At 56.9% G+C, this 12,522-nt stretch carries 11 protein-coding genes and 1 tRNA gene; 9 read left to right on the top strand and 3 right to left on the bottom strand.

Features of this window, described 5'->3' with window-relative positions:
* Window positions 1–220: 220 nt before the first annotated feature.
* The 3 genes from fabD to CI070_RS10340 all read right to left on the bottom strand — a co-directional run bounded on the left by fabD (window position 221) and on the right by CI070_RS10340 (window position 2,863).
* A complete protein-coding gene (gene fabD, locus CI070_RS10350) occupies window positions 221–1,147 on the bottom strand; it encodes an ACP S-malonyltransferase (RefSeq protein WP_094135734.1) in 927 nt (308 codons plus the stop codon).
* 144 nt (window positions 1,148–1,291) lie between these two features.
* A complete protein-coding gene (gene rplQ, locus CI070_RS10345; protein WP_012420542.1) occupies window positions 1,292–1,702 on the bottom strand; it encodes a 50S ribosomal protein L17 in 411 nt (136 codons plus the stop codon).
* Window positions 1,703–1,738: 36 nt separating this feature from the next.
* Window positions 1,739–2,863, bottom strand: a complete 1,125-nt coding sequence (locus CI070_RS10340; protein ID WP_094135878.1) for a DNA-directed RNA polymerase subunit alpha — start codon at window positions 2,861–2,863, stop codon at window positions 1,739–1,741.
* A gap of 209 nt (window positions 2,864–3,072) precedes the next feature.
* Between CI070_RS10340 and CI070_RS10335 the strand changes: the two genes are divergently transcribed.
* From CI070_RS10335 to CI070_RS10295, 9 genes are all read left to right on the top strand, one after another.
* Window positions 3,073–4,197, top strand: coding sequence for a TIGR00730 family Rossman fold protein (locus tag CI070_RS10335; protein ID WP_179218319.1), 1,125 nt, complete (start codon window positions 3,073–3,075; stop codon window positions 4,195–4,197).
* A complete protein-coding gene (locus tag CI070_RS10330; RefSeq protein WP_094135730.1) occupies window positions 4,190–5,305 on the top strand; it encodes a prepilin peptidase in 1,116 nt (371 codons plus the stop codon). The genes CI070_RS10335 and CI070_RS10330 overlap by 8 nt, the downstream gene beginning before the upstream one ends.
* A gap of 278 nt (window positions 5,306–5,583) precedes the next feature.
* Window positions 5,584–6,720: an EF-hand domain-containing protein gene (locus CI070_RS10325; RefSeq protein WP_094135728.1), complete on the top strand. Its 1,137-nt coding sequence runs from the start codon at window positions 5,584–5,586 to the stop codon at window positions 6,718–6,720.
* A 234-nt stretch (window positions 6,721–6,954) separates the two neighbouring features.
* Window positions 6,955–7,030: transfer RNA gene (locus CI070_RS10320), tRNA-Glu, on the top strand.
* 99 nt (window positions 7,031–7,129) lie between these two features.
* Window positions 7,130–7,342: a sulfur carrier protein ThiS gene (thiS, locus tag CI070_RS10315; protein WP_179218318.1), complete on the top strand. Its 213-nt coding sequence runs from the start codon at window positions 7,130–7,132 to the stop codon at window positions 7,340–7,342.
* Window positions 7,343–7,385: 43 nt separating this feature from the next.
* Window positions 7,386–9,284 (top strand): DNA mismatch repair endonuclease MutL, encoded by a 1,899-nt coding sequence (gene mutL, locus CI070_RS10310; RefSeq protein ID WP_094135725.1) that lies wholly within the window; start codon window positions 7,386–7,388, stop codon window positions 9,282–9,284.
* Window positions 9,285–9,488: 204 nt separating this feature from the next.
* Complete coding sequence (locus CI070_RS10305; protein ID WP_094135723.1) at window positions 9,489–11,441, top strand: O-antigen ligase family protein; 1,953 nt, start codon at window positions 9,489–9,491, stop codon at window positions 11,439–11,441.
* 408 nt (window positions 11,442–11,849) lie between these two features.
* The gene (locus CI070_RS10300; protein WP_094135877.1) at window positions 11,850–12,206 is read left to right on the top strand and encodes a DUF488 domain-containing protein; all 357 of its coding nucleotides are present in this window, start codon (window positions 11,850–11,852) and stop codon (window positions 12,204–12,206) included.
* A 13-nt stretch (window positions 12,207–12,219) separates the two neighbouring features.
* Window positions 12,220–12,489 (top strand): hypothetical protein, encoded by a 270-nt coding sequence (locus CI070_RS10295; protein WP_143245534.1) that lies wholly within the window; start codon window positions 12,220–12,222, stop codon window positions 12,487–12,489.
* Window positions 12,490–12,522: the final 33 nt, after the last annotated feature.

Genomic DNA, 12,522 nt, shown 5'->3' with positions numbered 1-12,522 from the left:
CATTGCGTTTTTCATGGGGAAAAATGCTGATGTACATGCCCCTTCTCACCGGTGGCGTCAAGGAAATGCCCGCGCAGGAGCAGGAGCGCTGACACGGCGACAGGCATTTCCCCTGTTCCATGGGATATTTCTTATTTGGCAAAACCCCGCTATAACGCCCCAATAAAAAACCGCCGGCTCCGTAACGAGCCGGCGGCTTGAAACTCCTTATTCAGGGAAATTATTTATTCAGCTCCGCAACAGCGGCTTCCAAACTGGGCACGTCTTCAATGGAAATGACCGTAGCCTCCTTGCAGATGCGAGCCATCATGCCGGCCAGCGTTTTGCCCGGCCCCAGTTCAATGAAAAGGCGGTGGCCCTGGTCCACCAGCTTCTGCATGGAAGCCGTCCAGCGCACGGATCCGCATACCTGGTGTTCCAGCATGCTGCGGATGTCATCCGGACCTTCTACTACCCGGGCTTCATAATTGCAGTAAACAGGCATGGACGGCGTACCGAAGGAAATATTCTTGAGCTCTTCCGCCAGCTTTACCATCGCGCTGTGCATCAAACGGGAATGGTAGGCGCCCGCCACATTGAGCTTCTTGGCAATCTTGCAGCCGGCGGCCTTCGCCCCTGCTACAGCCTTGGCCACCCCTTCCTCCGTACCGGAAACGACTGTCTGGCCGGGGCAATTGAAATTGGCGACGTCCACGTCACATTCCTGCGCCAGCTTAATGACGTTTTCATCCGTGCCGCCGATCATGGCGGCCATGGTGCCTTTCGTGGCGTTGCATGCTTCCTCCATAAACGCGCCGCGCTTCTGGACAAGGCGGAGGCCTTCTTCAAAAGAATAGGTCCCGGCAGCGGCATGAGCCGTGAATTCCCCCAGGGAAAGGCCGGCGGCTGCCACGGGATTCAGGGAGGGAACGAGCTCCTTCAGGACAGCCAGGCAGGCCAGGCCATGAACGTAGAGGGCGGGCTGGCAGTTGCAGGTACGCGTCAGTTCTTCACCGGGGCCTTCAAACATGATGGCGGAAAGGGATTCACCAAGCGCCTTGTCCGCCTGTTCAATCAGGGCTTTGGCGGCGGGATACTGGTCATACAAATCTTTGCCCATGCCTACTTTCTGGGCACCTTGTCCGGAAAACAATAATACTGCGTCCATAGTTAAAGTTGGATTATAACGTTCCGGCAGGAAAGAAGCAAGAGCGATATTATCACCATAACTCCCTTATTCCCAATAAAAAACCGCTCCAGCCTCATCAAAGGCCGGAGCGGGGGTATTAACAGGACGTTCCAGAAGCGCGGCTTAGGCGGTAGCTTCCGTGGTGGCGGGAGCTTCTTCCTTTTCGGCCGCCTCACGGGGCAGATCGATAATTTCGATCATGGCCACGAGAGCGGAATCAGTCAGACGCTGACCCAGCTTGACGATGCGGGTATAGCCGCCCTTGCGCTCCGCGCAGAGAGGCGCGATTTCATCAAACAGACGCTTAACGGCAGTCGTATTATGAATGGTGGCGGTGGCCAGGCGGCGGGAATGCACGTCACCGCGCTTGGCAAGAGTAATCAGCTTTTCCACATAGGGGCGCAGAGCCTTGGCCTTGGCCAGGGTGGTGGTGATGCGTCCGTTGAGGATAAGGCTGCATGCCTGGTTGGCGAGCAGAGCCCTGCGATGGGAAGCGTTGCGCTGAAGCTTGGAGGTTTTTACACCGTGTCTCATGATGATATTTTTCTATGTGTGTTGGTTTTGTGAGATTTAGTCGTCGTCGTCTTCGATGTTGGCGGCAATCAGGTCTGCCAGGCCCACGGGGCTTTCCTCTTCCAGACCCAGGCGCGGCTTGGCCTGCGGCACGGGGCCGGTAAGCAGGGAGGGATCCACCTGAACGCCCAGGGAAAGGCCCAGTTCCAGCAATTTGTCCTTGATTTCGTTGAGGGATTTTTTGCCGAAATTGCGGTACTTGAGCATTTCGCTTTCGCTCTTCATGGCGAGCTGGCCAACGGTCGTGATGTTGGCATTGTTGAGGCAGTTGGCGGCGCGCACGGAAAGCTCGATTTCGTTGACGCTCATGTTGAGCAACTTGCGCAGGCGGGCCGTTTCTTCGTCCTGGACGGCGGAAGGAGCTTCTTCAAAGTTGACCTGCTTGTCGTCATAGTTGACGAAGACGTCCAGGTGATGGCGCAGAATGGCGGAAGCCTGGAGCATGGCGTCTGCGGGGGCGATGCGGCCGTCCGTCCAGACTTCAAGGATCAGCTTGTCGTAGTCAGTCATCTGTCCCACACGGGTATTCTGCACAGAATACTTCACGCGGGTAACAGGGGAGAAAATGGAGTCGATCGGAATCACGCCGATGGGCATATCCGGCACCTTGTTTTCATCGCCGGTGGAAAAACCGCGGCCCACGCGAACCTGGAATTCGCATTCAAACATGGTGTCCTGGTCCAGAGTGCAAATGATTTGATCGGGATTGACCACCTGGTAAACGGTATCGTCGGCAATATCGGCAGCAGTCACGACGCCCTGCTTATGCACGCGCAGAGAGAGCAGGCGCGGTTCCTTGCCGTTATGCTTGAATTTGACTTTTTTCAGGTTCAGCACGATTTCCGTCACGTCTTCCACCACACCGGGCAGGGAGGAAAATTCATGCTGCGCGCCGGCGATGCGGACGGAGGTAATGGCGGCGCCTTCAAGAGAACCCAGAAGAACGCGGCGCAGGGAGTTGCCAAGCGTATGGCCGTAACCGTTTTCAAACGGTTCCGCCACAAAGGTCAGATGATTCGCATCATTCGGATCTTCAATTTTTTCCAGACGGCTGGGAACCTCAAAACGGGCCAGCGTGGTAACGGCGGTTTCTTCTGCAGTAGTGGTTTCGTTTTCCGACATAATCATATGTAATGTACCGGGTTTCCCCTCAGCACGGACATGGCGGCCAATGCGCCTGAAGGACCAACGGCATGTTCTGGGAACGCCCGTGCGGGGAGCAATGTAACGATCTGTTTTCAACAATCAACTCTTTTCATGCCCGCCGGCAAATTTTCTGTGACTTAACGCGCGTCATCTGGCATAGTAAGGCAAACCTATCATACCAACTCATGAAGCATCCTGATTTTTTGGACAACAGGGATTTTACAGGAGAAGACAAGAAACGCCCCTCCTCCATGTCCATGGACTCCAGCTACCAGACTCTGGAAAACGCCGTTAAAAAGCTTTCCGAAACAGCCTCCACCAGGCACGATCCCCGCTACCTCCAGGAGTATATCAAAACGGGAATCAACATGGCCCAGTCCGCCGCCTCGGACCATGACTTTACCGTCCTGATCCGTTCCGGGCGGGAGATGTACCGCGCCAACTGCGTTTTCGCCCCGTACCGCCACATCCGCAAGATTTCCGTCTTCGGCTCCGCGCGCATCAGGAACGACGAACCGGCGTATGAAACCGCAAGGGAATTCGCCAAAGAGGCCAGCGAACACGGCTACATGGTCATTACCGGGGGCGGCCCGGGCATCATGCAGGCGGCCAATGAAGGGGCGGGAGAACAACGCTCCTTCGGCCTGAACATCACCCTGCCGTATGAACAGACCTCCAACCATGTGGTGGCCCACAGCGACAAACTCATCAATTTTTATTACTTCTTTGTCAGAAAACTGAATTTCGTGGCGGAAAGCGACGCCATGGTGGCATTCCCCGGAGGCTTCGGAACCATGGACGAGGTGTTTGAAACACTCACCCTGATCCAGACTGGAAAAGCAACCATTTACCCGATCGTCCTTCTGGATTCCCCCGGCAAAACCTTCTGGCTGAACTGGCTGGCCTTCATACGCGTGGAACTGGTGGACTCCGGACTGATTTCCGAAGACGATCTCCATCTCATCCATGTCACTAAAAATCCGGCGGAAGCCATGGAGCACATCGACCGTTTTTACAGGATTTTCCACTCCTACCGTTTTGTCGGAGATTCCATCGTCATCCGCCTGAACGCGCAGCTTCCCGCCCAGTGGATGGAACATCTGGAACGGGACTTTTCAGACCTGATTCTGCCCGGGGGGAAAATGGTTCAGAGCGGCCCCCTGCCGGATGAAGCGGACGAACCGCACCTGGACCGCCTGCCCCGGCTTGTCTTCCCCATCAAACGCGGCAATTACGGCAGGCTGAGACTGCTGATTGACCGCATCAACCAGACGCCCAGCCGGACCTATTCCCCGCCTTCCCATGACTGACGCCTTTCCCGCATGGGTGATTCCCGTGGTTTTCGGCCTGATGGGGGCCTGCATAGGCTCCTTCCTGAACGTGGTTATCTACCGTATGCCGCGGGGTGTCTCCGTCAACGATCCGGCGCGTTCCTTCTGCCCGGAATGCGGAAAACCCATTCCCTGGTTCCTGAATATTCCGGTTCTGAGCTGGCTGGCTCTCCGGGGTAAATCCGCCTGCTGCAGAACGCGCATCAGCTTCCGCTATTGCTTTGTGGAGCTGCTCACGGCCCTGCTCTTCGCGGCTATCGGCTGGAAATACGCGGACTTTTCCCTGGGGGCCACCGCCCTGCTCTGCCTGTGGACCGCCATCGCCATCGTCATCATGTTTATTGACGCGGAACACCTGATTGTCTTCCGCTCCCAGGCCTTGACAGGCGCTCTGGCCGGAACGGGGGCCTGCGCCCTTTACCCTTTCCTCCTGCCGGACAACCATATCATGACCTGGACGGACGCTTTCACGGCATCCGTGCTGGGAGGAGCGGCCGGGTATGCAGTCATCAGGCTGGTGATTGAATTGGGGAAGTTTCTGTTCGGCACCTGGAAGCAACATTTTGACGTTCCCGCCCCGTGGCACTTAAGGGAGCCGGAATCCGAGCAGGAGGAACTCCAGCTTATCATCAACGGCCAGCCTCACGACTGGTCCATGCTTTTCCACCGGTCTACGGACAAGGCTGTTCTTTCCGGAGGCTCCGTCACCATTGACGGGAAAACGCACCCTCCCTGCTCCGTCACGCTGCGGCACGACAGGATAGAAATGGAAAACGGAGACGTTTTTCTTTTGGAAGAGCTGGAGAGCGTGGAGGGAAATCTGACGGATGTTCATGCCAGCAGGGAAGCCATGGGCTCAGGCGACGCCTGGATTCTGATGATGGCCGGCTGCGCGGGCGGCTGGCAGGGCGCCCTGTTCTGCCTTTTCCTCGGCTCCCTGCTGGGGATTGTACAGGCTGCCGCCTCACGCATGGGATTCGGCAGAAACCTCCCCTTTGGCCCCGCTCTTCTCAGCGCCGCTCTGATCTGGCTGCTGGGCGGCAGCCAATGGTGGCTGGCCTACATCCGTTTTATTTCCGGCGAATAATTTTTTCCGCTATGACACGGGCGGCGCGCACCCCTGCCCGGCCACGGCCTTTTTTATTGATTTCATTCATCATCAATAACTTCCACCTTCTTCACCCTGAAAGAAAAAAGGTGTGATAAGAACGGTAACGCAGCCCCTCTGCAACGCATTCTCCTTTTTATTTTGCAACTGGAATGAATTCCGGGGGTTCCTTTTAGCAAAGGGAGACGTTTCCGCCTGTTTGAGACACACAGCGCACGCCCCTTTCCGAAACGCATCAAACCTCACCATTCAAAAATATGAGCAAGCAAATGATTATCGCCGCGGCTTTCGCCGCATGCTCCGCGTTCGCCCAGGACGCACCGCCGCCTCCCGCTCCGGGGGCTCCTTCCGATGCACCTGAAATGCAGGCCCCCCCGGAAAGAAGGGGTGGCCACCGCCATCACGCCGGGGGCAGGGACCGCCAGGGGCCAAAACGGGTCCAGATGAAGAGAATCGACCCCGGCATCATGATTGTCGGAGAAGAACTGGTATTGGCCAAATATGACGCCGACAAGGACGGGAAGCTTTCCGACGAGGAAATAGCCGTTCTGCAGGCCGACGTCAAGAAGGCCCAGGAAGCCAGGAAAGCCGCCATTCTGAAGAAGTTCGACAAGGACGGGGACGGAAAGCTTTCCAAGGAGGAAAGAAAAGCTATGCAGGAAGAATGGCTTAAGGACCACCCGGAAGCGGCCAAACGCATGGAAGAAATGAAAGCCCGCCAGGAAGCCAGGAAAGCCGAAATGCTTAAGAAGTACGATAAGGATGGAGACGGAAAGCTTTCCGACGAGGAAAAGAAAGCCATGCGGGAAGATTGGGCCAAAAACCACCCGGAAGCAGCCAGACGCATGGAAGAAATGAAAGCCCGCCAGGAAGCCCACGCCGCCGACATGATCAAAAAATTTGACAAAGACGGCGACGGAAAGCTTTCCCCGGAGGAATTGCTGGCCATGCCCCCCCATCACGGCCAGCCCGGCCCGCACCATGCCGTTCCCGGCGGCCCCAAAGGACCGGGAATGCCCAAAATGGGCGGTCCGAGGCGTCCGGGTGGCCCCAGAGCTGAAGGCCCCCGCGCTCCCAGAGGACCGGAAGGCCGCAGAGGCGGTGAAGGACGCCGTGAAGACGGCAACCGGGGCCCCCGCGGCAACCGTCCGAACGGACCTCGCCCCCAGCTTGATCCCAACCGCGCGCCAATCATGGCTGCCGGATGGATCCTGATTGAAGAAAAGTATGACGCCGACAAGGACGGAAAGTTGAATGAGGCTGAAATGTCCCAGCTCAACGCTGACGCTTCCAAGGCTCTGAAAGCGCGCTGGGAAGCCAGAAAAGCAGCCCGCGGCAACAATGATATGCCTCATCCTCCCTCTCCGTCACAGGAGAAAGGGGATGATGAATAACTTCACCCGCAGAAACGCATAGCAGGAAATCAGAGATACGGCCCCGTCTGCCTAACGGCAGGCGGGGGTTTCTTATACCGGAAATACAAGAAAGGAACACGAGGCAGGAAAATCACGCGGAGACCGTAGCCGTAGATGACGGAAACAGGAAAAGCGAAGGAGGAAGATGAAGGAAAGAAATTCGCGGGTTCGAGTCCCGCTCCCGCCTCCAAGATGTTGTCAAAACCGGTTCAAGTCGCGTTCGTCTAGCGGTCTAGGACTCCCGCCTTTCACGCGGGCAACACGGGTTCGAGTCCCGTACGCGATGCCAGTTTTCTTTTCTTTCCGCCTTGATTCGGAATCTTTTTTACGCCATCCCCACGGGATGTTTCTGGATTTTTTCTTCTGTTGTGGTACAGTAGCTTCCGTCATGGCAGCCCAGAACGATATTATGCTGAACGGAACCCCGTACGAACTGGCGGAACCCTGTTCCGTCTCCCGGCTTCTGGAACTTTTGAACATGAACGGCAACCCCGTTGTCGTGGAACACAACGGGGCCGCGCTCCTGCCGCAGGATTTTTCCCAAGCGACGGTTTCTCCCGGCGACCGGGTGGAAATTGTCTCCATCGTCGCCGGCGGCTAGGGGTTCCGCTTTTTGGAACAGTCTTTTCCAATCCGTCATCGCCATGCCATCCATCCACGTCATGTCTCCCACTCTTGCCAGCCAAGTAGCGGCAGGAGAAGTAGTGGAGCGCCCCGCCTCCGTTGTGAAGGAACTGGTGGAAAACAGCCTGGATGCAGGCGCCAAATTCGTGCGGGTGGAGATACGCCGCGGAGGCGTGGGCATGATCAAGGTGACGGACGACGGCAGCGGCATGTCACGGGCAGACGCCGAACTATGCACCAAACGACATGCCACCAGCAAACTTTCTTCCCTGGAGGAGCTTTTTGAAATCACCCATCTGGGATTCCGCGGAGAGGCTCTGCCCAGCATTGCCAGCGTTTCCCGCTTCAAACTCTGTACCAGGCAGCAGCAGGAGCTGGAAGGCTGGGAAATACGCATTGACGGGGGCCTGGAGCACGAACCGAGAAGCTCAGGCGTCTCTCCCGGCACCGCCATTGAGGTGGCCGACTTGTTTTACAATACTCCAGCGCGCCGCAAGTTCCTCAAATCCGCAGAAACGGAAGCCTCCCATGTGGAGCACCAGATACGCCTGCATGCCCTGGCTTATCCCCAAGTACGATTTGCCTATAAGCGGGACGACCAGCTTGTTTTCGACCTTCCCGCCACAGCGGATCTGCGCGTCCGCATTTCCGCACTGACGGACGCCTCTACAGCAGCGGCCCTGATTCCGATAGAAACAACCATCGGCCCCGGTATTTCCATCACGGGATTCCTGCTTCCTCTTTCCGAAGCCAGACGCACCAGAAAAGGGCAGTACGTCTTTATGAACACGCGCCCCGTGGAGGATCAGCTCATTAACCGGGCCATTCGGGACGGCTATGGAGGCTTCCCCACCGGACTGCATCCGGCGCTCTTTCTGTATATGGAGGTGGAACCCGCTCTGGTGGACGTCAATGTGCACCCCGCCAAGAAGGAGGTGAGATTCCGCCGTTCCGCAGACGTGGTCAATACCATTGTGGAAGCTATAGCCAACACTCTTCAAAAGCACGCCCGGCAGGAAATCCACGCTGCCGCCGCGCCGGAACCGGAGAGAACTCTTCCTGCCCCTTCTACCACCGCGCCGCATGGGGAAATACCCGCCCGTTCCACCAACCCAGGTTCTGCTTTCCCGGCGGCCGCCAGACCGGCCCCTGCTTCTTCCGCCGCCCAACCGCCGCTTTCCTCCTCTGCCAGACAATCCCATGGGCCTGTCCCTCCCCCCGCCCTCCGGGTCATTCCCCTGAAACAGGTTCCCGCCACCCAGGGGAAACTGGATTTTCACCGTCAGGAGGATGAAGAAACAGCACGAAACGCCCATGAAAACGCAGCTCCGGAAAGGGATGCCTCCGCCGGATTTTCCTATCTGGGAACACTCCGCCAGCAATTCGCCCTGTTTGAAACGCCGGAAGGCCTGGTTCTGATGCATCCCAAGGCGGCCCGGGAACGCATCATTTTTGAACGGCTGCGCGCACGCCGGGAAGCCCCCATGCCGTCCCAGCAGCTTCTGGATCCGGTGGTGCTGGATCTGGACCCGCGGGATTTTGCCGTCATCCGGCAGTTCGCCCCTCATTTTGACCAGGCCGGCATGGCCGTTACGCCCTTTGGCCAGAATACCATCAGAATAGAATCTATCCCAGCCCTGCTGGAATTGGAAAACGTACGCGCTTTTCTCCTGGAGCTGGTGGACCGTCTCACCCAGTCCGAATTCAGCCGGAATGCCAAACGTATGGCTTATGAAACCTTCATTGGGGAATTTGCCAGAAAATCCGCCTGGAGGGAGCGCATTTCCCCTCACCGGGCCCCTGCCATCCTGAAGGATTTGCTTGCCTGCGAAGTGCCGTACTGCACCCCGGGCGGCAAGCCCACGCTGGTGAATTATTCCATCCCGGAGATTAAACGCAAATTCGGCATACAGGCATAAGGAACTTTACTTTCCGGGAAACAGGCTGAAGCGTTGCAAGATTTTGCGGCAAACGGAAAATATGCAGCCAACGGCGGGTTAATTTACCCTGACCGACAAGTACTCTATCATTCGGACGTCCCCTCCTGCACACAACAGGGAGCTTGCTCTTGGCAAGGAAGTTTCCCGCGTTTATACTGCAGTCTTCCAGATAAATTCCCAGCCATGCCAGACTCTCCCCCCAGTACCTCCCCCACTCCGCGCATCGCTGAAACTGCCACCGGGAAAATTCTGGCGGGCCTGCTGGCCCTTTTTTACATCTTCCTGACAACGACGGCGGCAGGCGGGGAATGGCACACCCTTTTCCTTCCCGCCTGCTTTCTGGCGGCAGCCCTTCTGCTGTTCTGCTTCTGTATTTTCCGGGGATACAAGATTCCCAGCCCCGGACTACTGGGCTGGCTGGCCCTGGGGCTGGGAGGCGGCTATTTCCTTGTCCGGGCATGGTTTTCCCCCTGGTTTTATTATGAGAGCGTCGCGGATCTGGGCCTCATCGCCACGGCCGTCGTCATGTTCGCGGCGGGAACGTATGCCGGAGCCGGAAACGGGGAAAAGAGCATTCTTCCCGTACTGGCTGCGTCATTGGGGCTGCTGAATGCCCTGTTGTGGGGGTATCAGAACATAACGGGAACGGAAGCCTCCTGGTTCAGACCGGATTATTCCCTGTTCGGCACGGAAATCCACAACATCGGATTGTTCGGATACAAAAATTTTTCCGCCCATTTCCTGTCCGTCACCGGTTTTTTCCTTTGCGCATACAGCATGGCTTCCGCCAGAAAATGGGGCATCCGCCTGTTCACGGGATTGGCGCTCATCCTCGTTTCCTTCACGTGCGGCTCGCGGTCCGCCTTCCCAAACGCCCTGGCAGGCGTAACCCTGTGCTTCTTTATTTATACCTCCAGCGTTTTCCGCAATAACAGAAAATTTTACACGGCGTCCATCCTGTTTATTATCCTGCTCCTCCTGGGGACGTCCTACGCCGTGTTGGATTTGTCCCGCGGGGCAGGCAGGCTGGCAGTCCTCCTGGATACGTTTTCCTTCGGCAACCGGCTGGATCTGTCCAAACTGGCCTGGGCGCTGGCGGACCAGTCTCCGCTGTTCGGGCACGGCAGCCGGATGTTCACCAATCTTTCCACGGAGTTTTTCTCCGGAGCCAACCTCCCCAATTTCGCCCACCACGAATATGCGCAAGCCGCCTGCGACTACGGTTATGCCGGGCTGGGGCTAATGCTGGCTCTGCTGGCTCTGTTCCTCATTTCCGGGCTCCGGAGCGTTCTGAAATTGTCGGGAGAACATCAACGGTCCAATCCCCTGGGGCCGGCGGCGTTCTGCGTATTGTGCATCGCCGCTTTCCATGCCTATGGGGAATTCATCTGGCATAACCCTGCCTTGCTTGGAGCCAGCGCCCTATGCGGCGGCATTACCTGCACAGCCCCTCTTTCCAGGGTGAAAGCTTCGCGCCGGGCCGGACGCTGGCTTCAAGCGTCCGCCGCACTGCTTCTGGCCATATTGGCCCTGTGTTATGCGTTTCTGGCTTTTCCGGTCTGGAAAAACTCTCTTCAAGCCGTTCCGGCTTCCTCCAGCAAACGGCTTCCCATGCTGGAAGAGGCCGCCTCCCGCAGTCTGGATCCGGATTTGGTGCGGCGCAACATTCTGCATGCCGCAGGCAGTTCTCCCCTCCCAAGCCCAGTTCAGCTCAAAGCATTGGAATATCAGGAAGAAAAAGCGGAACTCCTGAGCCCCGGGAACCACGGTCTGACGGCGGCCAAAAGCCTCCTTTATATCCTCCAGGGACGCCTTACGGAAGCGGAACAACTGCTCCGCCCGTACGTAGAGAGCCCCGGCAGGTTTGATGACCGCATGTTCGCCTGGACCACCATTTACAATAATATGCTGTATTCCTGGAGTACGGCCATTGCGGCCCAGTCCCCCGGACGCGCCCTGTCCATGGCCATGACGGCCCAACGCCTGATGTCCGCTCAAACAAATCAGTGGCTGTATTACGGGGCTCTGGACCCCGAAGCCAGAAAACAACACTACTCGCGCCTCAATGAGCTCAAGATGCTCATCATGACGCTTCAGTCACGCGGAGCGGTCCCGGACACCTCCTGGCGGCAATAGCATTCCGGTAAACCGGCGAAAGGGAACCATGAACAGATACCGTTATCTCCCTTTTTTCAAGAAAACCGTTCCATACAGAAGAACACAGCAGTTTTCCCCGTCTTGTCCGGTCTCTCTTTTACCGGATTCCATGTCAGCTTATTTGTCCACGGAACACAGAGCGGACTGCAGCTAGAAAGACGGAAAGCCGACAGTCGGCGCAGCAAGGCCGTACAGACGTTACGCCGGAATTTTAAGCGGCTTCAGCTATCTTCCGCCGGAAGCGGCCGCCTCTCCGGAACAGAATTGTTTATTTCTTTCCCCCCAACCGCAGACCGCCTTTGTTTGCTGCCCCGTAAGGCGCATGTCCCGACGCGGCTCAACAGAAAAAAACTTTCCCGGCTCTATTCCTTTATCAAATCTTTTTGCATGAACATAACCATCAAACGAATTTATGACCCAAAGGCCCCCGGAGACGGCTACCGCGTTCTGGTGGACCGACTCTGGCCCCGCGGCATTTCCAAGGAAAAAGCTTCCTGGGACGAGTGGCTGAAGAACATCGCTCCATCCACGGCGCTCCGTCAGTGGTTTGCCCATGATCCAGTCAAATGGGACGCATTCCGCAAAAAGTACGACGAAGAGCTGGATGAGAACGGAGAAGCCGTTTCCCATCTGCTACGGCTGGCGCGGAAAGGGAAGGTTACGCTGCTGTACTCCGCCAAAAATACGGAGCACAATGAAGCTGCGGCTTTGAGAGATTACCTTCTGCAGCGGTCCGCTTCATAAGCAGAAGCATCTTTTGCACAAGCTCCATCCGCAAGATCCAAATGCTGTCACGGGAACCTATGATAGGGCAGGCTTTCTTCTCTCGTTCATGAATAAGCGAAGAAAATGGAAAGGAGGTGAATACAACATGGCCAGCAGTTCCCACATGGGCGGAAGTCACAAGGGCAGTTCCAAAAAACGCTCTGTGACCACCACCAGCAAAACCGGGCGGCGCGTTAAACGCGATGCTTCAACCGGGCAGTTTATGAGCGATAAAAGCTCAGGCTCCAAGGAAAAACATTAATGTCCGCGAGTTTTCCGCCTGATTCAGGATCCG

It is taken from the genome of Akkermansia muciniphila (assembly GCF_900184965.1).
In the GTDB taxonomy this organism is placed as follows: domain Bacteria; phylum Verrucomicrobiota; class Verrucomicrobiia; order Verrucomicrobiales; family Akkermansiaceae; genus Akkermansia; species Akkermansia muciniphila_A.
Note: the sequence above shows the minus strand (reverse complement) of the source record. Positions and strands in the feature narration are given on the sequence as shown.